Annotated in this window: 27 protein-coding genes; 14 read left to right on the top strand and 13 right to left on the bottom strand. The window is 67.3% G+C overall.

The window, feature by feature from the left end:
* Nucleotides 1-56 precede the first annotated feature (56 nt).
* Nucleotides 57-617: a DUF1992 domain-containing protein gene (locus ACLKOY_RS12880; protein WP_436453957.1), complete on the bottom strand. Its 561-nt coding sequence runs from the start codon at nt 615-617 to the stop codon at nt 57-59.
* Between the two features lie 86 nt (nt 618-703).
* Here ACLKOY_RS12880 and ACLKOY_RS12875 point away from each other — a divergent pair, with 86 nt between their 5' ends.
* Together ACLKOY_RS12875 and ACLKOY_RS12870 are read left to right on the top strand one after the other, a co-directional pair.
* Nucleotides 704-2,023, top strand: coding sequence for an MATE family efflux transporter (locus tag ACLKOY_RS12875; RefSeq protein ID WP_436453956.1), 1,320 nt, complete (start codon nt 704-706; stop codon nt 2,021-2,023).
* A 128-nt stretch (nt 2,024-2,151) separates the two neighbouring features.
* Complete coding sequence (locus ACLKOY_RS12870) at nt 2,152-2,355, top strand: hypothetical protein (protein WP_436453955.1); 204 nt, start codon at nt 2,152-2,154, stop codon at nt 2,353-2,355.
* A 24-nt stretch (nt 2,356-2,379) separates the two neighbouring features.
* Here ACLKOY_RS12870 and ACLKOY_RS12865 read toward each other — a convergent pair whose 3' ends face one another.
* On the bottom strand, nt 2,380-3,039 hold the full coding sequence (locus tag ACLKOY_RS12865) for a TrmH family RNA methyltransferase (protein ID WP_436453954.1): 660 nt from the start codon (nt 3,037-3,039) through the stop codon (nt 2,380-2,382).
* Nucleotides 3,040-3,109: 70 nt separating this feature from the next.
* On the opposite strand from ACLKOY_RS12865, the gene ACLKOY_RS12860 reads away from it, so the two are divergent.
* Nucleotides 3,110-4,399 carry an Nramp family divalent metal transporter gene (locus ACLKOY_RS12860; RefSeq protein WP_436453953.1) on the top strand — a complete coding sequence of 430 codons (1,290 nt, stop codon included), beginning with the start codon at nt 3,110-3,112 and terminating at the stop codon, nt 4,397-4,399.
* Nucleotides 4,400-4,523: 124 nt separating this feature from the next.
* Here the strand turns inward: ACLKOY_RS12860 and ACLKOY_RS12855 are convergent, their stop codons facing one another.
* A complete protein-coding gene (locus ACLKOY_RS12855) occupies nt 4,524-7,085 on the bottom strand; it encodes a rhamnogalacturonan lyase (protein ID WP_436453952.1) in 2,562 nt (853 codons plus the stop codon).
* 158 nt (nt 7,086-7,243) lie between these two features.
* Between ACLKOY_RS12855 and ACLKOY_RS12850 the strand changes: the two genes are divergently transcribed.
* The 5 genes from ACLKOY_RS12850 (at nt 7,244) to ACLKOY_RS12830 (ending at nt 9,845) form a co-directional block, all read left to right on the top strand.
* A complete protein-coding gene (locus ACLKOY_RS12850; protein WP_436453950.1) occupies nt 7,244-7,546 on the top strand; it encodes a hypothetical protein in 303 nt (100 codons plus the stop codon).
* A 66-nt stretch (nt 7,547-7,612) separates the two neighbouring features.
* Nucleotides 7,613-8,245, top strand: a complete 633-nt coding sequence (locus tag ACLKOY_RS12845) for a metal-dependent transcriptional regulator (RefSeq protein ID WP_436453949.1) — start codon at nt 7,613-7,615, stop codon at nt 8,243-8,245.
* 55 nt (nt 8,246-8,300) lie between these two features.
* On the top strand, nt 8,301-9,110 hold the full coding sequence (locus tag ACLKOY_RS12840) for an HAD-IIA family hydrolase (RefSeq protein WP_042541273.1): 810 nt from the start codon (nt 8,301-8,303) through the stop codon (nt 9,108-9,110).
* A 1-nt stretch (nt 9,111) separates the two neighbouring features.
* A complete protein-coding gene (locus ACLKOY_RS12835; RefSeq protein WP_436453948.1) occupies nt 9,112-9,681 on the top strand; it encodes a YdeI/OmpD-associated family protein in 570 nt (189 codons plus the stop codon).
* Nucleotides 9,678-9,845: a hypothetical protein gene (locus tag ACLKOY_RS12830; RefSeq protein WP_181164251.1), complete on the top strand. Its 168-nt coding sequence runs from the start codon at nt 9,678-9,680 to the stop codon at nt 9,843-9,845. Before ACLKOY_RS12835 ends, ACLKOY_RS12830 begins: the two co-directional genes overlap by 4 nt.
* Nucleotides 9,846-9,863: 18 nt before the next feature.
* On the opposite strand, the gene ACLKOY_RS12825 is transcribed toward ACLKOY_RS12830, so the two are convergent.
* Complete coding sequence (locus tag ACLKOY_RS12825) at nt 9,864-11,021, bottom strand: anhydro-N-acetylmuramic acid kinase (RefSeq protein ID WP_436453947.1); 1,158 nt, start codon at nt 11,019-11,021, stop codon at nt 9,864-9,866.
* A gap of 201 nt (nt 11,022-11,222) precedes the next feature.
* Here ACLKOY_RS12825 and ACLKOY_RS12820 point away from each other — a divergent pair, with 201 nt between their 5' ends.
* On the top strand, nt 11,223-11,573 hold the full coding sequence (locus tag ACLKOY_RS12820) for a hypothetical protein (protein WP_436453946.1): 351 nt from the start codon (nt 11,223-11,225) through the stop codon (nt 11,571-11,573).
* 19 nt (nt 11,574-11,592) lie between these two features.
* Here the strand turns inward: ACLKOY_RS12820 and ACLKOY_RS12815 are convergent, their stop codons facing one another.
* Both ACLKOY_RS12815 and pyrE read right to left on the bottom strand, forming a co-directional pair.
* The gene (locus ACLKOY_RS12815; protein WP_436453945.1) at nt 11,593-12,495 is read right to left on the bottom strand and encodes an ROK family protein; all 903 of its coding nucleotides are present in this window, start codon (nt 12,493-12,495) and stop codon (nt 11,593-11,595) included.
* Complete coding sequence (gene pyrE, locus ACLKOY_RS12810; RefSeq protein WP_210096110.1) at nt 12,492-13,052, bottom strand: orotate phosphoribosyltransferase; 561 nt, start codon at nt 13,050-13,052, stop codon at nt 12,492-12,494. Before pyrE ends, ACLKOY_RS12815 begins: the two co-directional genes overlap by 4 nt.
* A 37-nt stretch (nt 13,053-13,089) precedes the next feature.
* On the opposite strand from pyrE, the gene ACLKOY_RS12805 reads away from it, so the two are divergent.
* Nucleotides 13,090-13,938 (top strand): exodeoxyribonuclease III, encoded by an 849-nt coding sequence (locus tag ACLKOY_RS12805; RefSeq protein ID WP_436453944.1) that lies wholly within the window; start codon nt 13,090-13,092, stop codon nt 13,936-13,938.
* Between the two features lie 29 nt (nt 13,939-13,967).
* The gene (locus ACLKOY_RS12800) at nt 13,968-14,777 is read left to right on the top strand and encodes a Cof-type HAD-IIB family hydrolase (RefSeq protein WP_436453942.1); all 810 of its coding nucleotides are present in this window, start codon (nt 13,968-13,970) and stop codon (nt 14,775-14,777) included.
* 389 nt (nt 14,778-15,166) lie between these two features.
* Here ACLKOY_RS12800 and ACLKOY_RS12795 read toward each other — a convergent pair whose 3' ends face one another.
* From ACLKOY_RS12795 to ACLKOY_RS12765, 7 genes are all read right to left on the bottom strand, one after another.
* The gene (locus ACLKOY_RS12795) at nt 15,167-15,478 is read right to left on the bottom strand and encodes a hypothetical protein (protein WP_436453941.1); all 312 of its coding nucleotides are present in this window, start codon (nt 15,476-15,478) and stop codon (nt 15,167-15,169) included.
* Nucleotides 15,479-16,711: 1,233 nt separating this feature from the next.
* Nucleotides 16,712-17,833: an RHS repeat-associated core domain-containing protein gene (locus ACLKOY_RS12790; RefSeq protein ID WP_436453940.1), complete on the bottom strand. Its 1,122-nt coding sequence runs from the start codon at nt 17,831-17,833 to the stop codon at nt 16,712-16,714.
* A 119-nt stretch (nt 17,834-17,952) separates the two neighbouring features.
* On the bottom strand, nt 17,953-18,192 hold the full coding sequence (locus ACLKOY_RS12785; RefSeq protein WP_436453939.1) for a hypothetical protein: 240 nt from the start codon (nt 18,190-18,192) through the stop codon (nt 17,953-17,955).
* A gap of 537 nt (nt 18,193-18,729) precedes the next feature.
* Nucleotides 18,730-19,005, bottom strand: coding sequence for a hypothetical protein (locus tag ACLKOY_RS12780; protein WP_436453938.1), 276 nt, complete (start codon nt 19,003-19,005; stop codon nt 18,730-18,732).
* Between the two features lie 94 nt (nt 19,006-19,099).
* The gene (locus ACLKOY_RS12775) at nt 19,100-19,726 is read right to left on the bottom strand and encodes a dihydrofolate reductase family protein (RefSeq protein ID WP_436453937.1); all 627 of its coding nucleotides are present in this window, start codon (nt 19,724-19,726) and stop codon (nt 19,100-19,102) included.
* Nucleotides 19,727-19,795: 69 nt separating this feature from the next.
* Nucleotides 19,796-20,074 (bottom strand): winged helix-turn-helix transcriptional regulator, encoded by a 279-nt coding sequence (locus ACLKOY_RS12770; protein WP_042541257.1) that lies wholly within the window; start codon nt 20,072-20,074, stop codon nt 19,796-19,798.
* Entirely contained in the window at nt 20,071-20,475 is a 405-nt protein-coding gene (locus ACLKOY_RS12765) for a VOC family protein (protein ID WP_042541255.1), read from the bottom strand. Before ACLKOY_RS12765 ends, ACLKOY_RS12770 begins: the two co-directional genes overlap by 4 nt.
* 110 nt (nt 20,476-20,585) lie before the next feature.
* Between ACLKOY_RS12765 and ACLKOY_RS12760 the strand changes: the two genes are divergently transcribed.
* From ACLKOY_RS12760 to ACLKOY_RS12750, 3 genes are read left to right on the top strand one after another with little or no spacing between them, the layout of a single operon-like run.
* Nucleotides 20,586-21,893 (top strand): sensor histidine kinase, encoded by a 1,308-nt coding sequence (locus tag ACLKOY_RS12760; RefSeq protein ID WP_436453936.1) that lies wholly within the window; start codon nt 20,586-20,588, stop codon nt 21,891-21,893.
* The gene (locus ACLKOY_RS12755) at nt 21,890-22,606 is read left to right on the top strand and encodes a response regulator (protein WP_436453935.1); all 717 of its coding nucleotides are present in this window, start codon (nt 21,890-21,892) and stop codon (nt 22,604-22,606) included. Before ACLKOY_RS12760 ends, ACLKOY_RS12755 begins: the two co-directional genes overlap by 4 nt.
* A 25-nt stretch (nt 22,607-22,631) precedes the next feature.
* The gene (locus tag ACLKOY_RS12750) at nt 22,632-23,804 is read left to right on the top strand and encodes a benzoate/H(+) symporter BenE family transporter (protein WP_436453934.1); all 1,173 of its coding nucleotides are present in this window, start codon (nt 22,632-22,634) and stop codon (nt 23,802-23,804) included.
* Nucleotides 23,805-23,859: the final 55 nt, after the last annotated feature.

The raw sequence follows: 23,859 nt of genomic DNA, 5'->3' as shown, positions 1-23,859 counted from the left end.
AGCCTAGGCGTCGCTCCGACATTCGGGCGGGAGTGCGAGAGACGGCGTCCGGACGCTCAGTCCCTGCGGCGGATGCCGAAGCGGCGTCGTCGCGGCTGCTCGGGGGACTCCGGCGCCCGTGCCGCGAACCGGGCTGCACGGCGTTGCGCCCACGCGGCGACCTCGGCGTCGATGTCGCGAGGACTCGTCACGACGGGAGGGCCGCCCTGCAGCTGACGTCGGGCCTCGAGCACACGCCGGTTGAAGTCCTCGAGCACCGAGCGCACGTCGGCCTCTCGTCCGAGCAGGTCGAGCTGGTCGTCGAGCTCTCGGTCCTCGGTCCGCAGCAGGATCGCGGGTGGGCCGAGACCCGTCAGGTTCTCCTGCTCGATCTTGCGGCGGATCCACCAGTCGGGATCATGATGCGTGCCGAGGCCCTCGAGGGGCTTGCCCGCACCGGGAAGATCGTCGAAGTCGCCGCGGCGGATCGCGACCTGGATCGCCGTCTCGATGAAGGCCGCTCGATCTGTGGCCGCCGCGATGCCGGGCGCCGTGCCGGATTCGGCGTCATCCTCGCCCTCGCCGCCGTTCCGCTGCCGCGCGCGGTACCTCGCCGCAGCTTCTCGTGGATCCGTCATGGGCGCCTCCGTCGCATCCGATGCTTCCAGGGTACGACCGGAGGGGCGTCGGAGGCCCTGTCGGCCCCAGCCCATAGGCTCGGAGGATGACCGAGCGCACTCTCAACCGCGAGATCCTGCGCCTCGCCGTTCCCGCTCTCGGCGCCCTGATCGCAGAGCCGGCGTTCCTCATCGTCGATGCAGCTCTGGTCGGCCACCTCGGCACGACGCCGCTCGCGGGCCTCGGCATCGCGGGTGCGGTGCTGCAGACGATCGTCGGGCTCATGGTCTTCCTCGCCTACTCGACCACTCCGGCCGTCGCCAGACTGTTCGGCGCCGGCAGGCCCGGAGAGGCCATCTCGGTCGGCATCAACGGCATGTGGCTGGCGCTGGCGATCGGGGCCGTGCTCGCCGCGGCCGGGGCCGTGGCGTCTCCGTGGCTCGTGTCGCTGTTCGGCGCGAGCGACGCCGTGTCCGCCGACGCCAACGCCTATCTGGTCGTCTCGATGTGGGGGCTCCCGGCGATGCTCATCGTGTTCGCCGCGACCGGACTGCTGCGCGGGATGCAGGACACCATGACGCCCCTGTGGATCGCCGGAATCGGCTTCGCCTCCAACGCGCTGCTCAATGTGGTGTTCATCTACGGCCTGGGCTGGGGCATCGCCGGATCCGCAGCCGGCACGGTCGTCGCCCAGTGGGGCATGGTCGGCGCCTACGTGCTGGTGATCCGGCGCCTCGCGGCGAAGCACGACGCGTCGCTGACGGTGCAGCGAGCCGGCATGGGCAGCACTGCCCGTTCGAGTGGCTGGCTGTTCCTGCGCACCGTGAGCCTGCGAGCCGCGCTGCTGGCGACCGTCGCCGTCGCCACGGGCATCGGCACCGAGGAGCTCGCCGGGTGGCAGATCGTGTTCACCATCTTCTCGGCGGCCGCATTCGCTCTCGATGCCCTCGCGATCGCAGCCCAGGCGCTGATCGGCAAGGAGCTCGGCGCGGGCGACGAACGGCAGGTGCATCGCGTGCTCAGACGCACGGTCGCCTGGGGAGTGTGGTTCGGCGTCCTGGTCGGCGCTCTCATCGCGGCGCTCTCGGGTGTGCTCGGCATCGTGTTCACGGGCGATCCGTCGATCGCCGCACTCGTGCAGCCGGCGCTCCTCATCCTCGCTGTCGCGCAGCCGATCGCGGGTGTCGTCTTCGTGCTCGACGGGGTGCTGATGGGGGCGAACGACGCGCGCTATCTCGCGATCGCGGGTGGGCTGAACCTCGTGCCGTTCCTGCCGGCGCTCTGGATCATCGCCGCGACGGGCGTCGACGCGTCGGCCGGTCTCATCTGGCTCTCCGTCGCGTTCTTCGGGGTCTACCTGCTCGCACGGCTCGGCACCCTCGGGTGGCGAGTGCGCTCCGGGCGCTGGGTCACGGCGGGCGCCTGACGCCACGAGCCCTCCTGCACCGATACCGGGCAGCAGGAGTTGTCAACGCATGCCGGAATCTCGCGAATCGAGGCATCCCAGCCATGGCATTCTCATCCGAGTCGGTCGAGAATCGGAGGATGCTGACCATGAAAGAGCCTCAGGTGTGGGTGCTGATCGGCGTCTTCGCCGCCTCGATGTTCGGCATGATCACGGTCGTGTCGACGCTTTTCGTCCACGTCGTCAAGGCGGAGATCGGCGGTCTCGGCAACGAGGTGCTCGGCGAGATCCGCGCTCTCGACCGCGACGTCACCGCCCTCTACCGGAACACGTTCGGTATCGACAGGGACTGACCTCGGCCCGGAGGACCGGAGTCGTCAGTCGGCGTATCTCCGGCACCACTCGTACATGATCACGGCGGCGGCCGCACTGGCGTTGATCGATCGCGTCGAGCCGTACTGCGTGATCTCGATGTGGGCGGATGCTGCGGCGAGCGCGGCGTCCGACAGGCCCGGCCCCTCCTGACCGAACAGCAGCACGCAACTCTGCGGCAGGTCGGCGCGGTCGACGGGCACCGCACCCTCGACGTTGTCGACCGCGATGATCGGCAGCCCCTCTGCCGCGGCCCAGGCGGCGAAGGTCTCGACGTCTTCGTGGTGCACGACGTGCTGGTAGCGGTCGGTGACCATCGCACCCCGCTTGTTCCAGCGGCGACGCCCGATGATGTGCACGGTGTCGGCGAGGAACGCGTTCGCGCTGCGCACGATCGAGCCGATGTTCATGTCGTGCTGCCAGTTCTCGATGGCCACGTGGAACGGATGCCGCTGGGTGTCGAGGTCGGCGACGATCGCATCCATCCGCCAGTAGCGGTAGCGATCGATCACGTTGCGCGTGTCGCCGACGGCCAACAGCTCCGAGTCGTACTGCTCACCCTGCGGCCATTCCGCTTCGCCGCCGGGCCAAGGCCCTACCCCGTAGCCGGGCTGCGTCGACGATCCGCCTGTCTCCGCCGCATCCGCGGGCGCCTGCTCTTCCATTCCGCCAGGCTATCCGCCGCACACCTCACCACATATTTCGGCATGCCTAAAAATCCGCTACGATTTCGGCATGCCTAAAAATTCCGCGCTCGAGGCGTCGGCGCCGACCGCTCGCGCAACTGCGCCCCGCAGCCTGTGGCTTCTCGGACCCGCGCTCGTCGCCGGAGTCGCCTACCTCGATCCGGGCAACGTCGCGAGCAACATGACCGCGGGCGCCCAGTACGGATACCTGCTGGTATGGGTCGTGGTCGCCGGCAACATCATGGCCTGGCTGATCCAATACCTGTCGGCCAAGCTCGGAGTCGTCACCGGGCAGAGCCTCCCCGAAGTGCTGGGAACACGACTGAAGAACCCGTGGGCCCGACGCGCGTACTGGCTGCAGGCCGAGCTCGTCGCGATGGCGACCGATCTGGCCGAGGTCATCGGCGGTGCAGTGGCGCTCTACCTGCTGTTCGACATCCCGCTGCTGCTCGGCGGGGTCATCACGGGGGCAGTGTCGATGATCCTGCTGGCGGTGCAGAGCCGCCGAGGGCCCCGCCCCTTCGAGTTCGTGATCATCGCGCTCATGGTGATCATCACCGTGGGTTTCATCGCGGGCCTCTTCGTCGCCCCGCCCGACGCCTCGAGCATCGTCGGCGGCCTCATGCCCCGCTTCGAGGACACCGGATCGGTGCTCCTCGCCGCATCCATCCTCGGGGCCACGATCATGCCCCATGCGATCTACGCGCACTCGTCGCTCACTCGGGACCGCTTCGGCTCGACGACGACCGATGCGTCGACGGAGGCCGTCCGCACCGACACCTCGCGCATCCGGCGTCTGCTCACGGCGACCCGCTGGGACGTATCGATCGCCATGGTGATCGCGGGAACGGTCAACCTCGGCATCCTGCTGCTCGCCGCCGCGAACCTCGCCGGCGTCGAGGGCACCGACTCCCTCGAAGGCGCGCACGCTGCGCTGGCCGCCGGGCTCGGCCCTGTCGTCGCAACGTTCTTCGCGGTCGGGCTCCTGGCCTCCGGGCTCGCCTCGACGTCGGTGGGCGCCTACGCGGGAGCCGAGATCATGCACGGACTGCTGCACGTGCGCATCCCGCTGCTCGCGCGTCGGCTCGTGACTCTGATCCCCGCTCTCGTGATCCTCGGCATCGGCTTCGATCCGACGCTCGCCCTCGTGCTCAGCCAGGTCGTGCTCTCGTTCGGCATCCCCTTCGCCCTGATCCCGCTCATCGCGCTCACGGCTCAGCGCCGCACGCTCGGCGTCTGGGCGAACCGCGCGTGGACGACGGCGGCCGGCATCATCGCATCCGTCCTGCTCATCGCCCTCAACGGCGCCCTGCTCTGGCTGGTGCTGACCGGAGCCTGAGACCGCAGGCCCTCGGGCAGACAGAAACCAGAAGACACAGAACCGCCCCGAGTCGGCACGGGAAGAGTCGACTCGGGGCGGCGTCCTGTCACCGCGGTCTTCACCGCAGTATTCGCCGCGGCGTTCAGCGCGAGCGGAGGTCCTCCGTCCACTGCGACGTCGCACCGTCGGCGATGCGGTAGCCGGGTTCCGGCACCGCCACCACGGTCACCTCACCGGTGACCCGCACTTTGCCGTTCCGAGACTCGACCTTCTCGCCGTTCACGAAGTAGCTGACGCCCTTCACGTTCGTCGGCACCTTGACCTCATCGCGAGAGGTGCCCGGCTTGTCGGTGAACTTCGGTGCCTTCGGCTCCGTCGGGGCGGTCAGCACCGGAACCTGCGACCAGTCGAGGTCACTCGCGAGGTAGAACGAGGTGTACGCCGGCTGATTGTAGGTCGTCTGCTGACGCGCGGTCTCGGCCCGGTACTGCACGTCGTGCATGAGGGTCGTGAGCTTGTGCGTCGTCGGCTCCGTGGTCGTGAAGAACCGCAGCGCGCTCGAGTCCGTCGTGCGCACCAGCAGCTCCTCGCGCCAGTCGCCCAGCACATCGGCGACGAGCGAGGGATTGCCCTTCGTGCCGTTGTTGTTGAGCGTGCCCGTCGCGGTGAGCACCGTGCCACGGGTCCAGTCGTCGATCGTCGGCGTCTGGTCGCCGCTGCCGTTGACGAGCTGGGTCGTGAGGTCGCCCGCCCAGCGGATCGACATGTTCGTACCGGGCGTCTGCGCCTGCAGCACCTCGCCCGCAGCGCTCAGCAGACCGCTGCCCTCGGTGCCGCCCGGCATGCTCGACCACACCTCGATGCCCGGCACATCCGGACGCACGTCGCCGATCATCGCCCGACCCGTATCGCGGCCCGAGTAGGCGCCGAACAACGATTCCCCTGTGGCGGCATCACGCATCACGGACCCGTAGGGCGCATAGGTGCCACCCTCGTGGGCTGTCCAGATCTCGAGCCCGGGGCGGCTGGGGTCGATGTCGGTCACGTGCATCGCGTCTCCGTGTCCGAGGCGCACCGATGCACCGGGGTCCGCGCTGCCCTCGGGCAGCACGTCGAACGAGCTGTACAACAGGCTGCCGTCGTCGTCGATCGTCGCAGCGCCGTAGACCAGCTCCTGCCTGCCGTCGGCATCCACGTCGGCGAAGCTCAGCGAATGATCGCCCTGGGTCGTGATCGTGCCGAACTCGGGGTCGGTGCCGTCCCTGCCGTGCGGGGAGTCGTTGAACGGGTTCGTCATCGGGGCGTGACCGCTGTCGACATCCCACCGCTGCGTCAGCCGCTTGCCGTCCCAGTCGAAGGCGGCGACGGTCGTGCGGGTGTAGTACCCGCGGGCGAAGACGGCAGAGGGATGCTGCCCGTCGAGGTAGCCGACGCCCGCGAGGAAGCGATCGACGCGGTTGCCCGGTTCGATGCGCGACATCGCGTAGTCGCCCCAGAGCAGGCCGTCGTCGCCGCGCTCGGTCGGGTACGGGATTGTCTGCAGCTCCTCGCCCGTGGCGCTGTCGAACACCGTCAGGTACTCGGGTCCGTCGATGATGAAGCCCTCGAACTCGCGCAGCAGGTTGCGCGCGCTGCGACTGGGTGCGTACACGTCGATGAAGGTCGTGGCGAGCTCCTGCGCCGACTCCTGCGAGAGCGGGTACTCGTGCGTGACGGGCATGCCCCACGCCTCTTCGAGCGTGGCCGGCCACTGACCCGACACGACCTCCTCCCGTTCACTCCATCCGAGGAACATCTCGACGAGGTGCTGCTCGTAGTCCGCGGCACTGAGCCGGTAGTCGTCGTCGTTCGAGTACCCCGCCTTGCGGTCGGCCTTGGGAAGCGTGATGTATGACTCGCTCGCGACGGTGCCGTCGGCGGCGTACTGCACGGACTTGGTGCCCGGGGCCGTCTTCAGCATCGTCTCGGAGCGTCCGTCGCCGTCGAAGTCGTAGACGAGGAACTGCGTGTAGTGCGCTCCGGCACGGATGTTCACCCCGAGATCGAGCCGATTCAGCAGTGTGCCGTCGAGCTCGTAGGTGTCGAGGTAGACGGGGCCCGTGTAGCCGCGCTGAGAGACGTCCTTCGAGTTCGAGGGATCCCACTTCACGACGTACTCGTACTGCCCGTCACCGTCGACATCGCCGACCGACACGTCGTTCGCCGAGTACGTGTACGCCTCGCCCTTCGGCGTCACACCGTCAGCCGGCTTCTGCAGCGGAAGGTCGTAGTGCCCCTCCGCCCATGCGGTGACGGATGCCGAGGCGGATGCCGTCAGCTCGACGCCGTTCACCACCGGCACGACGGAGTACTGCGACGTGGCCGCGCCGTCGGCATCCGCGTAGTTCGTGCTGTCGGTGACCGTGGCGATCTTCGTGCCGTCGCGGTAGACGGCGAAGTCGGGGCCGGCGAGGCCGGTGTCGGTGGCTCCGCTCGCCTCGGTGGCGAGCAGTCGCCAGCTGAGGAAGATGCTGTCGGACGTCGACACGGCGACGAGACCGCGGTCGAGTTCCTCGAGCTGGGGCGTCTTCGGCCCGGAGTCATGGCGACCGGCCGTCGGCGCCGCAGGCGAGGCTGCGGTCGCACTCTGCGCACCTCCCACGAGGAGGCAGCCGGCTGCGGCCACCGCCACGACGGCGCGGAACGATTGGTGTCGGATATTCATCGTCGAAATCCTTCTCTGGGCGCGAAGCCCGCTCGGATAGCGTTTTCCCGTGCCCGGTCGAAGCTACCCGCAGAGCTCGTCCCCCGTCAAGGAATCCGGCCCGATTGACACGATTCACAGTGTGCGTCGCGGTGGCCGCAGACGATTAGGCTCGAAGGATGTCTGCCGAAACCTCGCGCCGCAACGTCCGCATCCTCACCTGGATCAGCATCGCGACCGGCGTGATCGGCGGGCTCCTCGTCGCCTTCCCCACCGTGCTCCCCTTCGGCGGCCCCTGGGTGCAGCTCGCTCTGGGCATCGCGACCCTCGTGCTGGCCTTCCGCGCGCGCAAGATCGGCATCGCCGAGATCGAAGGGTTCGACGGTCGCCTCTCGCTCTTCGCCGCACTGCTCGGATTCCTCATCGTGTTCTTCGCGGGGCAGGTCGCGTTCGGCATCCTCGTCGACGTGGCGACCCCCTGAGCACAGCAGAACTCTGAGCACCGCAGAACTCTGAGCACCGCAAGCCCCCTGATCTAGGCTGGACCCGTGGCATCCCCCGCAGCAGACGACTACCTGAAGACCGTCTACGCCCACACCGAGTGGCAGGACGCGCCGATCACCCCCTCGGTGCTCGCGGCGAAGCTCGGCATCGCCCCGTCGTCAGTGACCGAGATGGTCAAGAAGCTCGCCGCCGCCGGGCTCGTCTCGCACGTCCCCTACGGCGCGGTGCGTCTGACGGATGCCGGCACGCAGCGTGCCCTGGCGATGGTGCGTCGCCACCGTCTGATCGAGACCTGGCTGGTGCAGGAGTTCGACTACGGGTGGCACGAGGTGCACGACGAGGCCGAGGTGCTCGAGCACACGATCAGCGACCGTCTGCTCGAGGGCATCGACGCACGCCTCGGCCGGCCGCGGTTCGACCCGCACGGCGATGCGATCCCTGACGCCTCGGGTGTCGTCGAACGCGAGCCCTTCGTGCTTCTCGCCGATGCACCGGTGGGGCACACAGGACGCGTGCTGCGCGTCGACGACCGAGACCCCGAGCTGCTGCGCGCCCTCGAGGCGGCGGGCGTCACCGTCGCGGCGAACATCACGACGACCCCCTCGGGCATCGAGCTCGACGGCACCGAGACCGAGCTCCCTGACGGCGCCCCGCAGGTGGTCTGGCTCAGCGCCTGAGAACCTCGTCAGAACCTGACACCTGCCCGTAACCGCCGCCCCATAGGCTGGGCACATGGCACACCGCGACAACATCGAATGCTGGTTGACCGACATGGACGGCGTGCTCGTTCATGAGAACGACGCCATCCCCGGGGCATCCGAGCTGCTCGCAGGGTGGGAGCAGAACGAGATCCCCTACCTGGTGCTGACGAACAACTCGATCTTCACTGCTCGTGACCTGTCGGCCCGCCTTCGCGCGAGCGGTCTCATTGTGCCCGAGGAGCGGATCTGGACCTCGGCACTCGCGACGGCCGACTTCCTCGCGCAGCAGCTGCCCGGCGGCTCGGCCTTCGTGATCGGCGAGGCGGGCATCCTCACGGCGTTGCACGAGGCCGGCTTCATCATGACCGAGACGAATCCCGATTTCGTGGTCGTCGGCGAGACCCGCAACTACTCGTTCGAGGCGATCACCAAGGCGATCCGGCTCATCATCAAGGGCGCGCGCTTCATCGTCACGAACCCCGATGCCACCGGGCCCTCGGCCGACGGCGTCATGCCCGCGACGGGCGCGATCGCCGCCCTGATCACCAAGGCCACGGGCAAGGAGCCGTATGTCGTCGGCAAGCCGAACCCGATGATGTTCCGCTCGGCCCTCAACAAGATCGGCGCGCACTCGAAGAAGACCGGCATGATCGGCGACCGCATGGACACCGACATCATCGCCGGCATCGAGGCGGGGCTGCACACCGTGCTCGTCATGACGGGCATCAGCGACGAGGCCGAGGTCGAGAAGTACCCGTTCCGCCCCGACGAGATCGTCGACTCGGTCGCCGATCTGCTGCCGACGGTCACCGAGTCGATCCCGACGCTCGACGAGGACTGACGTGGGCGCGCTCGACGAAGGAGAGCGGGTCGTCGCGGCGGATGCGGCCGCCTGGCGCGCCTGGCTTGAGGAGCATCACGAGCGCACTTCGGGCGTCTGGCTGTTGAGCGTGCGCGGCCAGAACGTCGGCAGGGTCGGATACGACGACGCCGTGCGTCAGGCCCTCTGCTTCGGTTGGATCGACGGCCCCGTGCGCACGTTCGACGACGAGACGGTGGGCCAGTGGTTCTCGCCGCGACGTCGCGGCAGCGGGTGGGCGGCGACCAACAAGGCGCGGCTGGTCGACCTCGAGGCCGCCGGGCTGCTCGCGCCCGCCGGCATCCGCGTGCTCGAGGCCGCCAAGGCCGACGGGTCGTGGACGCTGCTCGACGGCCCCGAGGCGGGCATCGAACCGCCGGAGCTGACCGAGGCGCTGGATGCCGTGCCCGCCGCACGAGCCAACTGGGACGCCTTCCCGAAGTCGGTCAAGAAGTTCGGCCTGACCCAGATCGCGATGGCCAAGCGAGCAGAGACGCGATCCGCCCGGATCGCGAAGATCGTGGCGGATGCCGCCGAAGGGAAGCGCCCATGAACCAGTCCGACCTGCTGTTCCTGGTGATCTTCGTGATCCTCCTCAGCTCGCTCACCGTGTTCATCGTGCAGTTCGTCCGCTCACGTCGCCGCGGCGGGAGCGAGGGAGACGGCCGCGCCGGCTGGTGGGAAGGCCCCTGGGACGACGACGACCGCAAGCGCTGAGCCCCGTCGATCTCCGGATCAGTCCAGGGTCAGGCTGCGTACGCGTGCGACCGGTTCCGGCATCCGCAGCGGCCCGGCCCCCGGCGTGATCGTGCCGAGGATGCGCGACTCGCGAGCTCCCGTGCCGCCGGGCGTCACGGCCGCGACTCCGTGCATGGTGCACCACCCGATCAGGGCGAACAGGATCGCCTCCTTGCTGTCGACGGGAGCACCGAGCTCGTCGGCGAGCACCACCTCGACGCCGGGGAGCGCATCGCGCAGCCCCTGCATGATCAGCGGGTTGTGGCATCCGCCGCCCGAGACGGCCAGGAACCGGATGCCGGCGGCGCGCACGTCCTGCGCCACCGTGCGAACGGTGAGCTCGGTGAGGGTGCGGATCAGGTCTGCCGGCGCGATACTGGACCGCACCCCGTCGACGTGCGCCCGCACGTAGTCGAGGTGGAAGTGCTCCTTGCCGGTGCTCTTGGGCGCCGAGAGCGAGTAGTACGGGTCGGCGAGGAGCGCGGTCAGCAGCGCATCGTCGACCGTTCCGGTGCGCGCGATGGCCGCATCCGCGTCGTAACCGCGCTCGTTCAACCCCTCCGCCACGACGACGGCATCGACCAGCGCATTCGCCGGACCGATGTCGTAGGCCGACAGGCCGTCAGGGCCGACCACGGTCATGTTCGCGATGCCGCCGAGGTTCACGGCCGCCGAGACTCCCGCGCGCCCGCGCAGCAGCAGTTCGTCGAGGAACGAGACCAGCGGAGCCCCGTGGCCGCCGACTGTGATGTCGCGGATGCGCACATCCGACACGACGGGCACGCCCACCCGCTCGGCGATCCAGGCAGGCTGACCGACCTGCAGGGTGCCGAGAGCGTGGCCGTCGGCGACCCAGTGGAAGACGGTCTGCCCGTGCGTGCACACAGCATCCACTCCCCCGACCGCGTCGGATGCGGTGGCGGCGACCTCGGCGAAGGCCTGCCCGATCAGAGTGTCGAGTTCGCAGACCTCGGCGAGCGTCGTGGGCGCCGGGGGCAGCGCCGCGACGAGACGCGCTCTGAGCTCTGGCCCGTAGGGGATGCTGTCCTCGTGCAGCAGGGTGCCGTGCAGCGCGCCCTCGCTCTCCTCGAAATCCACGACCGTGACGTCGATGCCGTCGTGTGAGGTGCCCGAGAGCAGTCCGAGTACGCGCATGCGTGTTCCTTCCGTCGCCTGCTACGAGCGTAGAGCGGTTTTGTTAGGGAGGCGAACGGAAAGCTGATGCTCTTCTGCACGATCACCTTCTCGACCGAGTTCTTCACACCGTTCGATGAGTGACCCGTCCTTCCGGCAGTCTCCGCTCGACGAGTGCGTAGCATTCTGCGAGACCCCGCCCACCACCCCCAGAATGGGAGCATGTTCGTGTCCGCAGAGATCCTCGCGATCGTCCTCAGCGCAGTCGGCCTGCTGCTGGCTATGGGCGGCACCATGTTCGCGGGCTTCGCCTGGTGCATCCGCAGATCCGACGCTCTCCGCACCGACCTCGTCGGCGTCGAGACGTCGCTCGGTGCGCGTGTCGACGGGTTGGAGCAAAGGCTCACCGCACGCATCGACGGAGTAGAAGAGAAACTCACCGCACGCATCGACGGAGTGGAAGAGAAACTCACCGCACGCATCGACGCGGTCGCCGCCGACGTCACCGAACTCAAGGTCGCGGTGGCCCGACTCGAAGGTCCGCAGCGTCACCTGATCGTCGCGGGCCGCTGACTCTGCGTCGAATCGCGGGTCAGCGCAGCACGAGTGCGGCGGCGCCGATGAGCGGCCCCTCGTCGCCGAGGCCCGAGCGCACGACGCGCGTGCGGCGGGAGTACTCGTGCGCGGCGCTCGCGGTGAGGGCCTGCTGCACGAGGTCGATGTAGTCGGCCGAGACCCGCGAGAACCCGCCGCCGATCGCGACCATATCGAGGTCGACGAGGGTCGCGGCATCCGCCAGCGCTTCGCCGACCGCCTTCGCCGATCGCTCGATGGCCGCACGGGCGATGGAGTCTCCGGCGGCGGCATCCCGTGCCAGGTCTTCGCCGGTGGCTCCCGTCCAGCCCTGCTGCTGTGCCCAGGCGGCGCTCGCCGGGCCCGAGGCGATCTCCTCGAGAGTGAGTCCGCCCTCGCGGCGCACCTGGCCCAGGTGACCGGCGTTGCCAGTGGCGCCGGGGATGTACGCGCCGTTCACGACGAATCCGCCGCCCACGCCCGTCGAGACGACGATCGACAGCGAGGCACCGGCATCCTGCGTGGCACCGAGCCACGACTCGGCCAGTGCCAGCGCACCGCCGTCGTGGCCGAGAATGGTCGGCACTTCGCGGCCGAGCGCAGCGGATGCCGCTGAGCGCACCGACTCCGCGAGTCCGAAGCCGCGAGCGAGCGGCATGTTCACCGGGACGATGGATCCTGTGCCGCGGTCGATGGGGCCAGCACTTCCGGCTCCCGCGCCGACGAGCTCGGCATCCGCCGGCAACGCGGCCAGGGCGTGCGACACGATCGCGATGACGGCGAGGTTCAGCGACTCGAGCGTCGCTTCGCGGCCTGTCGCCTGGCGCGAACGGCTGCCGTCGACCAGCACGCCGTGCTCGTCCACGAGCGCGGCCTCCATCTTCGTGCCGCCCACGTCGACGGCGAGTGCATAGCGGGTCACTGGGGGTCGAGTCCGAGGTCGTCGAGGTCGAAGGCGGCGCGCCATTCGAGGCCCTCGGCTTCAATCGCGGCCTGAGCGCCGGTCTTGCGGTCGACGATCACGGCGACGGCGACGATCTCGGCGCCCTCCTTGCGCAGCGCCTCGACGGCCTTGAGCGCGGACTGGCCGGTGGTCGAGGTGTCTTCGAGCACCACGACGCGCTTGCCCTTGACGTCGGCGCCCTCGATCTGGCGGCCGCGGCCGTGGTCCTTCGGCTCCTTGCGCACCACGAACGCGTCGAGCGGCTTGTCGGTCGCGACTGACGCGTGCAGCACCGAGTTGGCGATCGGGTCGGCGCCGAGCGTCAGGCCACCGACCGCCACGACGTCGAGGTCGCCGATCAGGTCGAGCATGATGCGGCCGATCGCGGGGGCCGCACGGTGGTCGAGGGTGAGCTTGCGCATGTCGACGTAGTACGTCGCCTTCTTGCCGCTCGAAAGGGTGAAGTCTCCGTGGAACACGGCCTCGTCCTTGATCAGGTCGAGGAGGGTCTGGCGGTCTGCGTCGAGTGCGGTCACGGCATCCAGTGTAGGAGGTGGGCCCTAGGCTTGACGCATGCGCTTGGCCACCTGGAACGTCAACTCCATCCGCACCCGTGTCACCCGCACCGTCGAGTTCGCCGTTCGAGAAGACATCGACGTGCTGGCGATGCAGGAGATCAAGTGCAAGCCCGAGCAGTTCCCGTACGGACCGTTCGAAGACGCCGGCTATCACGTCGAGGTGCACGGCCTGAATCAGTGGAACGGGGTCGCGATCGCGAGCCGCCTGCCGATCACCGACGTCCGCACGTCATTCGACGGCATGCCGGGCTTCGCCAAGGGGCATGAGGGGCCGGATGCTCCGCTCGAGGCACGCGCGCTGGGCGTGCTCGTCGACGGCGTGCGCGTGTGGAGCCTGTACGTGCCGAACGGCCGCTCGCTCGAGGACCCGCACTACGCCTACAAGCTTCACTGGCTCGAGGCTCTCAAGCAGTCCACGGCAGCCGAGCTCGCGGCGAACCCGGATCTGCCGCTCGCCCTGGTGGGCGATTTCAACATCATCCCGTTCGACGCCGACAACGGCGACCCCGACATCGTCGAGGGCGTCTCGACGCATGTCTCGCCAGAAGAACGCCAGGCCTTCTTCGCGTTCGGCGATGCGGGCGTCACCGACGTCGTGCGCCCACTGCTGCCGGAGGGCTACACGTACTGGGACTACCAGCGTCTGAAGTTCCCGCGCAACGAGGGCATCCGCATCGACTTCATCCTCGGCTCGAAGACGCTCGCGGATGCGGTGACGGGCGCGTCCATCCACCGCGATGAGCGCAAGGGCGAGCAGCCCAGCGACCACGTCCCGGTGGTCGTCGAGTTCGACCTCGGCGGCGCCGATGAAGACGACGACGACCTGCCGATGATCTTCTCCTGACCCTTCGACAAGCGCAGGGACCCGACGACGTGACGCTCCGCCTGATCGCGACCGATCTCGACGGGACCCTGCTCGACTCCTCGTCGTCGGTCACCCGGCGCACCCGCGCGGCGCTCGACGCGGCGCGGGCCCGCGGCATCCACGTCGTCCCTGTGACGGCCCGTCAACCGATCGGGCTGCGCGCGCTCGCGGGTGATGCGGGGTTCGACGGCTGGGCGCTGTGCAGCAACGGCGCGTACGCGACGCACCTCGTCGACGGACGGATGCTGTTCGCCGAGGAGCTTCCGGCAGAGACGATCCGCACCCTGGCCGAGGCGCTGCGCGCCAGCATCCCCGGGCTGCTGTTCGCGAGCGTGCGCGAGGGCGGAGAGACGTTCGTCGCCCAGCACGGCTACGCCGAGATCGCCGACCTCGCCGACCACAAGCGCGATCCGCGCACGATGGGCGGCGTCGCCCTCGACCACGTGCTCGCCGCCCCCAGCCTCAAGCTGGTGATCCGGCATCCCGAGCTCTCCCCGACGGCACTGTTCGACGCGCTATGCGCGCTCGGACTGACCGGTTTCGAGGCGACGCTCTCGGGTGCCCCGTTCCTCGAGGTCATGGCCGAGGGCGTCACCAAGGCCACGGGACTGGCTCGCCTCTGCGAGCACCTCGAGATCGAACGCAACGACGTCATCGCCTTCGGCGACGCCCTCAACGACGTCGAGATGCTGCGCTGGGCCGGCCACGGCGTCGCGATGGCCGGTGCAGACGATGTCGTGCAGGATGCCGCAGACGAGACCGCCGCATCGAACGACGACGACGGGGTGGCGAGGGTGATCGAGCGGATGCTCGGCTGACCCCGACCGCGACCGCGACTGCGACCGCGACCGACCAGGTAGTCAGTCGCGGGGCATGTCACAGGGGCGGTCGCTGACCGCCCCCGAGTGATCGACGAATCGCCCGTCCTGACGACGTGCCGCAATGTACACGAACACGGAAAATATCCGCCTTACCACCGCACCAGGTGATCACTGGTTGGCCATCCCGGATCGTCAGAGAGATCGGCCAATCGGGCGCTACCGCTGCAGAAACAGCGCAGGAGGAAAGAAAGCACGTGGCTCCGGCGACGGCCGGCACGCTGAAAGATAGACGCCGCAGTTCTCTCAACATTCAACTCCTCCCCTCCGCCCCGAGTAGGTCGGACAGCGCGATGTAGCGCTGGGGATCGGCCCCGTGTCCGCTTACGTCAACGCGAAAGCTCCACGAGGCGACTCGCAGAATCATCTTCTGGATCCGTGCCCAGCCAATCCTGGATTACCAGGTCATCTGCGACCAGCCAAACCTCGAACGAGAGCGACCCGGGGCATTCACCACCGTCCGAGAACAAGCTCAGACTGTACTCGTAACCGTCCGGGCCGAGTTGCCACTCGCCGCTGAAGTCTCGACCGTCACCCCAAGCGACATCCTCAACATATTCAGCCTTCGGCGCAGCACATCCTAGATTCGAAGGCCAGTTATACATATCGAACGTCTGGTCGCCATGCATCTCGAGTGTCACCTCTTCTGCTCGGCCCGGAATACGCCACTCGCCTCCCAACTCTTCAGCAGTTACGTCGCTTGCGGGAACGCTCTCACTCGAAGCACACCCGGCAAGCATTGCTGTCATGGACAATAGAACGGCCAGCCCCCCGCGCCGGCAGCGCTTCATGGGATCGACTCCGTCCATTGATATGTCTGCGAAGCGTTCGACATAGGGCCTGATTCTCCAGGAATACTATTTAACAGCTCTCGCCATTGTTCACTCGGACCTATGGCGGACCCTAGATTCATCTCGTTTGTGATTGTGAATTGAACGACGACGGATCCGTCGTTGTTGCTAGTTATGGCCTTGGCTTGCATGTAAAACGACCCTACGGTCGCAAGAGATCGATCCACATTGGAGGCATTGGACCAGTCGGCAATTGCCGCCATGTCGCGAATGAAGTTCGAATTTCCCGGGCCCGGCCTCCCTGCCCGGTACTGACCACCTTCAATATCTCCACCGGCGCGAAGCGCAGCGAGGACGCCATTGCGATATACGCCAACCTGAGGGCTATGCTTCAGCCCTTGCGTAATCATTGATCGCGGACCAAATGTGATGCGGTTCGGAGACGTTCCGTTCATCCACGCCCAAATAAAGGCGCCCTGTTGGCTCTTGAGGATCTCCCCCAGATTTTTCTGAGCGTACCCCCTCCCCCAGGTCTCGAGGTCGGATTGCACCTGGCGCGGAGTTACCGTGAACGGATTCCGCATCGGTACGCTATTCATCGTCCTCTGACCCTTATCAATCAGGGCGGTTCCAAGCTTACTAGTGTTGGCATAGGACGGAGGCGCCGCATATGTCTTGGTGCAGTTGACGCCCCACCCACACCCCTGGTCGAGTCGCAGCCCTGTCGGGTCCATATACGTGGTCGGGTTGTTGCCCGAGTACGTGTAGCCCGTGTTCTGCTGCCACAGGCTCATTCATGTACCCCGTCCCGCTCGACCACACGCCCCCCGACCCGATCGGCCCTTGGCTCATGTGGAGATGATCATCAAAGCGCCGAATACAACGAAGCCGACACCAACTATCAGCACGTGAATCGAGGAAGAGCCTGGCCTCACCGCGTCGTCAGCCACCGGCTCACCGAGGAAGATTCGTAAACCAGAATGAATCATTCTTGGGACTAGTCGATGGAGGCAGATCAGTGCGAGGCCGATCAGGATAACAATAATTCCTACAACATCTTGAACCGAAATGGTGGGCTCCTTCCTAAAGGCTTCCTGCTAACGTGATCCCGCAACCGCCTCCGAAGCCGTACTTGATTCCCGCGCCGGAGGTTCCGGCAATCCGCAAACCTCCCGGCGAGTCCTGCTTATCCGCGATGCCAAGTCCAAGATGTGCGGTCGCTCCGACAAGGGCTGTCGCGGAACATTCTCCGACGACGTATAGCGGTGCACTCTCCTGTATGGACACTCCTGTACTGACAGTGAACTCTGCTTTGAGGCCCACACCAGCTGACCAACTCCACCCGCTGCGCGCGCCATAAGTCACTCCGCCACAAACGCCAAAGCATGCACTCACCCCAATGTCGTTTTCGGGGACTGGCATCTGATAATTCGGGGTGAGTCCGATCAGCGGCCCCCAGGCGGGTTGCGTCTTCGGGACCCAGCTCTTGGCCGGCGGCTTCGGGGTGAGCGTGCTTATCAAGCTCGGCGGGTTGCCTGATCCCTGCGGCTTGAGCGTTGCCTGCGGCTTGTTGGTTGAGTTTGTCTTCTTGTCAGTGAAGGGCCCAACGCCCGTCCACGGGTTCGGTTTGTTCACATTCTTCTTTCCCCCGCGAGTGCAGTTGACGCCCCATCCGCACCCTTGGTCGAGTCGCAGCCCTGTCGGGTCCATATACGTCGTCGGGTTGTTGCCGGAGTACGTGTAGCCCGTGTTCTGCTGCGGCAGGTTCGTGTCGATCACCGGATCCACCGACAAGAACTTCCCGATGACAGGGTCATACGTGCGTGCGCCGAACGTCGTCAGCCCGGTCGAGGCAGTGACCGGCTTGTTCATATACCCGGTACCACTCGACCACACACCACTCGACCCGATCGGGGCACCATACGGATCACGCAACGTTCGGGTCGTCGTCCCCACGGCGTTCGCGACAGTCTGCACGTCCACCGTCCCCTCCAAGTTCGAGAACAACCACGTCAACGTCGTCCCCGTGGTCCCGGTCTTCGCCGACTTCTCCGCAATCGGCTTACCCTCCGCACCAGAATACGTCCGCACACCGGACACCACCGAAGAACCCGGCGCCTGCGACAACACCGTGTCACCGACGAACAACGACGCCCCCTCCACGGTGCTCTTGGACTTGCCATAGGGTTTCATGAACCTGGCCAAATGTGATTCCTGCCCCGACCGTGGACGGCGACGCCGCCACCTACGCTGACGTGCTTGTTATTCTGCCAAGACGCCGAGGGCGGCCCCGACCACCTCCAGCTGAGCCTTTGATGACTCACTCAGCTCGACTTCCGCAACCAGAAGATCTGATCGTTGGAGGCGCTGTCCGGGTCGTTGACGGACGTCAGGAACACCTTGATCTCCAGGGTGTCGCCCGAGGACCACACGTACGACGACCAGCCGGTCTGATCGCACGGGCCCTGCTGGATCGAGAAAACCAGCGCGTACGACAAGTCCGAACTGACGCTGTGCCACGTCCCGGAGAAGTCGCTTCTGCCTTCCCAGTCGAGGTCGTCCACGGTCGAAGCCCCAGGAGACGTACAGACGAGATTCTCGGGCCACGCAGCTGCGTTGAACGTTCCATCATCGTTCAGGGTCAATCGGGCTGCGCCGCCGTCGTGCATCGCTCGCCACTCCCCCGGGAGTTCACCCGGGTCGAGACCATAGGCGATATCGGTCGGAGAGCATCCTGCGATCATGAACGACAGTGCTACCAATGCGGGCAGGAATCGACTTCGACTTCGACTTGTCGTCACCAGGTAATCTCCTCTTCCCATGTGAAGGTTGTTGCGATCGGAGACACCGGCCCCGTGGATCCGGGCAAGGTGTTGGCCAACTCGCGGATCGGGCCGAGAGCCGATCCGAGAGTCATTTCATTCCACGCAGTTATCTGCACGACTGCCGAATTGGTGCCCGTGTACTCAAGCACTTTCGCGAAATAGTCGTGGGAACCGAGCGTAACCAGGGAGCGGCTCGCATTCGACGCAGTATCCCACCCTGTGACGGTGTCCGCATCATTCACCCATTTTGGGTTCTTATGAGTGAAGAGGCCCGCGTCATAGTGATATTTGTCGAGCGGCGCGGAGGGTGCGGTCGCGGTCCTTGAGCTTGTTGTCCGCGGTCCTGAGCAGCCAGATCAACCCCAGAGGCCTCAGTACGTCGAGCTTCACCCAAGCGAGCGAGAACACCTCCGACACAAGGTCCGAGACCTCGTCATCGTCATCCAGCACGCACTCCACATGGTGTCGAACCGCCCCCCAGTGTGCGACGAAGATCTCATTGAACACGCCCACGCGCTCGGCGTGAGCGACTTCCCCCCCGGCTGCGCACATGGAGGATCGTACTGCGACCGCGCCGGCTCGGACAGTAGCCAAAAGTCGCTATCTCAGATCATCCCGGGGAATGGTCTCTCCCGGATTGCGCGCCTCAGCCTTCGAACGTCCCGACCTCCGGCACCCGATCCGTTCGTCCGTAGCGCAGCAGCATCAGGCCGCTGTCGTCGACAACCGGCGGCTCGTGCAGGCGCAGCACCGACGGCATGGCACCGTCGTCGAACACCTTCTTGCCCATGCCGAGCAGGATCGGATACACCCACAGGTTGAGCTCGTCGAACAGCCCTCCGGCGAGCAGCGAGTGCACGAAGTCGATGCTGCCGATCACGTGCACCTCGTCGTGCTGCGCTCTCAGTTCGGCGATCTCGGCGGCGAGATCGTCCCCGACGCGGTGACTGTTCTGCCACGCGAGTGCGATGTCGTGGTTCCGCGACGCGACATACTTCGGCACCCGGTCGAAGAGCCTGCCGATCTCCCCCGACGGGCCTTCCGTGTGATGCGGCCAGTACGACGCGAAGATGTCGTAGGTGCGGCGGCCGAGCAGCAGGGCGTCGAGCCGCTGCATCCCCTGCGAGACGGTCTCTCCCATGCCCGACGACGGATACCCCGCCTGCCAGCCGCTGAACTCGAACCCTCCGGACGGATCCTCGTCGGTGCCGCCCGGGCCCTGAGCGACGCCGTCGAGGGTCATGAAGAGGTCGATCAGGATGCGTCCGGTCATCAGAGTGCTCCTTTGCACAAGAGGGCGGCGATGTTTCCAGTATGCGCTCGTGTGATGCCGTCGCGCCGTCTACCCTTCCGCGCCCCAGCGCCCGAGCTGCTCGATGGCCTCGCGCAGCGCGAGACCACGATCAGTGAGCGCGTAGGCACGCGTGTTATGCCGCAGCGGCAGTCGACTCAAGACCCCGGCCGCTTCGAGCTCGCGCAGACGGGTCGCGAGGATGTTGGTCGGCACCCCGAGCTCACGCTGCAGGTCGCCGTATCTCTGCGGCCCAGCGAGCAGCTGCTCGACGATGAGCAGCGCCCACCGGGCGCCGACGATGTCGAGGGCGGCAGCGAGGTCGCTCACGCGTTCTGATCGGAATCCGACTTCATCCAGAACGGCGAGTAGTGATACCCGTCGGGGTCGTCGAACTGGCGCTGATACATGAACGAGTAGTCGTCGGTGTCGCCGATCCTGCCACCGGCGGCAGCGGCACGCTCGACGAGCTCATCGACGGCCTCGCGGCTGCCGAGATCGAACGAGACCGTCACCTTCGACGGCGTATCGGGTCCACCGATCACGTCCTCGGTGCCGCCGACGCTCGCATACATCTCGCGGCTGCCGAGCATGACGTACTGCTCGGGCGCGATCGCGAAGCACGACACGTTGTGATCTGACATCTCGGCATTGAGGGTCCAGCCGAGAGCGGTGTAGAAGGCGGTGGCCCGGTCGACGCTCTCGACGGGGCAGGTGATGAAGATGCTCATGCGCCCACACTTGCAAAATACAAGTAACACGTCAAGAGGTCTTCGCGGCGAGCACACGATCCCCCGTGCGGGGGATGCCACCGCGTCCGCCCCGGCTCTACGGTGGGGGGATGCCTGCAGCGCCGTTCACTCGCATCCCCAGCGTCCGCGAGCAGCGCGGCGATATCGTGCTCGCTGCGGTCATGTTCGTCGGCGCCGTTCTGAGCGCCGCACTCTCGACGGTGGCCGAGATCTACGGCGACACCAGGGCAGAACCGTGGACCGCATTGGTCTACGCGGTGGCCGTCACGGCACCCCTCGCGGTGCGTCGGCGCTGGCCCGCCCCGGTCGCCATCGCCATCTCCGTGGCGTACTTCCTCGCGATCTCTTTCCAGGTGCCCGAGATCTACGTCGGCAACATCGCCATGTTCGTGTCGCTGTACACGGTCGGCGCGTGGATGAATAACCGCAGGGCAGCGATGATCGTGCGCGTCTCGATCATCGTCGGCATGTTCGTGTGGCTGATCATCACGATGTACCGGCAGGCGATCGAAGAGGCCGACAAGGCTGAGGTCGCGGCGGGCCTCCTCTCGCCCTACCTTGCCTTCATGCTCATCCAGCTGCTGCTGAACGTGCTGTACTTCGGCGGCGCCTACTACTTCGGCGAGCGCTCGTGGCACGCCGCACAGGAGCGAGCGGTGCTGGAGCAGCGCACGGCCGAGCTCGAGAAGGAGCGCGAGGTCACCGCTGCCCAGGCCGTCGCGCTCGACCGCGTGCGCATCGCCCGAGAGCTGCACGACGTCGTCGCCCACCATGTGTCGGTGATGGGCGTGCAGGCGGGAGCCGCCCGGCTCGTGATCGATCAGGATCCGGAGAAGTCGAAGAGCATCCTCACGGGGATCGAGGCATCGGCGCGTGATGCGATCCACGAGCTGCGGCAGCTGCTCGAGACGCTCCGCACCCCTGGTGGCGAGACGACGGATGTCGCATTGACGGTGACGCTCGACGACATCCGCTCGTTGGTCGAGGCGTCGACGGAAGCGGGCCTGCCCACGCACTACGTCGTGATCGGCGAGCCGGTGCCCGTGCCCTCGATCGTCGCCGTGAATCTGTATCGCATCGCCCAGGAGTCGCTCACGAACGCCCGCCGCCACGCAGGCGTCGGCGCCACCGCCGATGTGCGCGTGCGCTACGACGACGACGGCGTCGAGGTCGAGATCGTCAACACCGGCCGCGCAGTGGCGGTGCTGCGCCCCGGGCTCGGCCAACTCGGCATGCGCGAGCGCGCCGCCGCATCCGGGGGCACGCTCGACATCGCGCCGCGTCCGGCCGGAGGGCTGCGCGTACGGGCTCGCGTTCCGCTGACCGGCAAGGGCGTCGACCAGACCGAGCCAGCCGAGCCAGCCGAGCCGCTGATCGAGACGAGCACCACCTCATGAGCCAGACCGACGCGCCGATCCGAGTCCTGCTCGTCGACGATCACGCGATGCTGCGTGCCGGATTCCGGACGATCCTCGACACCCAGCCCGACATCACGGTGGTCGGCGAGGCCGCGACCGGTGCCGAGGCGGTGGCGCAGGCATCGGCTCTTCGCCCGGACGTCATCACGATGGACGTGCAGATGCCCGACATGGACGGCATCGAAGCCACCCGGCGGATCGTCGCAGACCCGCAGATCGGCGCGGCCATCGCGATAGTGACGACGTTCGATCGCGACGACTACCTCTATCAGGCGCTGGACGCCGGAGCGAGCGGGTTCCTGCTCAAGAACGCCGGCGCGGAGGACCTCATCGCGGCGGTCCGCGCTCTCGCAGCGGGCGACGGGATGCTGGCGCCCGAGGTCACGCGTCGGGTGCTGGCTCGATTCACGACAGCATCCTCTCGGGCACCCGGCCCGGCATCCGCCGGGGAATCGACACCAACCGCCGCGCCGTCACAGGTCGCCCCGACCGTGCTCCTCGACCCGCTCACCGAGCGCGAGGCCGAGGTGCTGGTGCTGCTGGCCGACGCCCGCAGCAACGCCGAGATCGCCGGCGCCCTGTTCATCGGAGAGGCCACCGTGAAGACCCACGTCTCGCGGATACTGCAGAAGCTCGGTGCGCGTGATCGCGTGCAGGCCGTGGTGCTCGCGCACCGGATGGGACTCACGTAACGCCGACCCCGATACCCTCGGATCCATGACCACCGCCGCACCTCTGTCTCGACCGATCCTGGCCGGGGTGGTCACCGCACTGGTCGGATTCACGAGTTCGTTCGCCGTCGTGCTCACGGGCCTCGGTGCCGTGGGGGCCACGCCTGCGCAGGCGGCCAGCGGGCTGCTCGCCGTCAGCCTCACGATGGGGCTCGCCTGCATCGTGCTCGCCTGGCGGTATCGGATGCCGATCACCGTCGCCTGGTCGACCCCCGGCGCCGCGCTCCTCGCCGCGACCGGCGTGGTCGACGGCGGATGGTCAGCCGCCGTCGGCGCTTTCCTGGTCGCGGCCGCGCTGATCCTGCTCACCGCACTCTGGCCGGCGCTCGGTGCGCTGATCGCCCGCATCCCCCCGTCGATCGCACAGGCGATGCTCGCCGGAGTGCTTCTGCCTCTGTGTCTCGCGCCGATCACCGGACTCGTGGCGAACCCGTGGGGCGTGGTTCCCGTCGTGCTGACGTGGCTGGTCTTCGCACGCCTCGCGCCGCGGTGGGCCGTGCCGCTCGCCTTCGTCGCGGCAGCGGTCGTGGTGGCGGTCTCGCTGCTGCAGGAGCGCTCTGCCGTCGACGCCGGTCTCCTCGTGCCCCGGATCGAGCTCACCGCCCCGACCTTCACGGTCGGAGCTCTCGTCGGTCTCGCGCTGCCCCTGTTCATCGTCACTATGGCCTCGCAGAACGTGCCGGGCATCGCCATCATGCGCAGCTTCGGCTACGAGGTGCCATGGCGCCCTGCGATGCTCGTGACGGGTGTCGGAACAGCGCTCGGCGCGACGGCCGGCGGTCATGCCATCAACCTGGCGGCGATCAGCGCAGCCCTCGCCGCCTCACCCGACGCCGACCCTGATCCGAAGCGACGCTGGGTCGCCGGCGTCTCGACCGGCTTCTCGTACCTGGTGCTCGGCGGCTTCTCGGCGGCCTTCGCCACGCTGGTGCTGCTGGCTCCCGAGGCGGTGATCCCGGCGGTGGCAGGGCTCGCGCTGTTCGCCGCCTTCGGGTCTTCCGTGCAGCAGGCGATCGACGACCCGGGCGAGCGCATCCCCGCGGTCGTGACCTTCCTGGTCGCGGCATCCGGCATCGCGGTGCTGGGAGTCAGCGCCGCCTTCTGGGCTCTCGTCGCTGGACTCGTCGTGCGCACGGTGCTGCATGCCGGCCGTCGCTGACACCGGTCACGCGTCGTCATCGACGGCGCTGGCACCGCACGGAGCACCCTCGGCT

Origin of the sequence: Microbacterium sp. K2 (genome assembly GCF_051365005.1) — a bacterium.
Lineage (GTDB): Bacteria > Actinomycetota > Actinomycetes > Actinomycetales > Microbacteriaceae > Microbacterium > Microbacterium foliorum_B.
Note: the sequence above shows the minus strand (reverse complement) of the source record. Positions and strands in the feature narration are given on the sequence as shown.

Bases quoted from the DNA above. Each gene is read 5' to 3' on its own strand.
- ACLKOY_RS12780 (WP_436453938.1), bottom strand. From the start codon at position 19,005: ATGTGCGCAGCCGGGGGGGAAGTCGCTCACGCCGAGCGCGTGGGCGTG.
- ACLKOY_RS12760 (WP_436453936.1), top strand. From the start codon at position 20,586: ATGCCTGCAGCGCCGTTCACTCGCATCCCCAGCGTCCGCGAGCAGCGC.
- ACLKOY_RS12805 (WP_436453944.1), top strand. From the start codon at position 13,090: ATGCGCTTGGCCACCTGGAACGTCAACTCCATCCGCACCCGTGTCACC.
- ACLKOY_RS12830 (WP_181164251.1), top strand. From the start codon at position 9,678: ATGAACCAGTCCGACCTGCTGTTCCTGGTGATCTTCGTGATCCTCCTC.
- ACLKOY_RS12860 (WP_436453953.1), top strand. From the start codon at position 3,110: ATGCCTAAAAATTCCGCGCTCGAGGCGTCGGCGCCGACCGCTCGCGCA.
- ACLKOY_RS12765 (WP_042541255.1), bottom strand. From the start codon at position 20,475: ATGAGCATCTTCATCACCTGCCCCGTCGAGAGCGTCGACCGGGCCACC.
- ACLKOY_RS12865 (WP_436453954.1), bottom strand. From the start codon at position 3,039: ATGGAAGAGCAGGCGCCCGCGGATGCGGCGGAGACAGGCGGATCGTCG.
- ACLKOY_RS12870 (WP_436453955.1), top strand. From the start codon at position 2,152: ATGAAAGAGCCTCAGGTGTGGGTGCTGATCGGCGTCTTCGCCGCCTCG.
- ACLKOY_RS12775 (WP_436453937.1), bottom strand. From the start codon at position 19,726: ATGACCGGACGCATCCTGATCGACCTCTTCATGACCCTCGACGGCGTC.
- ACLKOY_RS12855 (WP_436453952.1), bottom strand. From the start codon at position 7,085: ATGAATATCCGACACCAATCGTTCCGCGCCGTCGTGGCGGTGGCCGCA.
- ACLKOY_RS12840 (WP_042541273.1), top strand. From the start codon at position 8,301: ATGGCACACCGCGACAACATCGAATGCTGGTTGACCGACATGGACGGC.
- ACLKOY_RS12850 (WP_436453950.1), top strand. From the start codon at position 7,244: ATGTCTGCCGAAACCTCGCGCCGCAACGTCCGCATCCTCACCTGGATC.
- ACLKOY_RS12825 (WP_436453947.1), bottom strand. From the start codon at position 11,021: ATGCGCGTACTCGGACTGCTCTCGGGCACCTCACACGACGGCATCGAC.
- ACLKOY_RS12755 (WP_436453935.1), top strand. From the start codon at position 21,890: ATGAGCCAGACCGACGCGCCGATCCGAGTCCTGCTCGTCGACGATCAC.
- ACLKOY_RS12875 (WP_436453956.1), top strand. From the start codon at position 704: ATGACCGAGCGCACTCTCAACCGCGAGATCCTGCGCCTCGCCGTTCCC.
- ACLKOY_RS12880 (WP_436453957.1), bottom strand. From the start codon at position 617: ATGACGGATCCACGAGAAGCTGCGGCGAGGTACCGCGCGCGGCAGCGG.
- ACLKOY_RS12750 (WP_436453934.1), top strand. From the start codon at position 22,632: ATGACCACCGCCGCACCTCTGTCTCGACCGATCCTGGCCGGGGTGGTC.
- ACLKOY_RS12820 (WP_436453946.1), top strand. From the start codon at position 11,223: ATGTTCGTGTCCGCAGAGATCCTCGCGATCGTCCTCAGCGCAGTCGGC.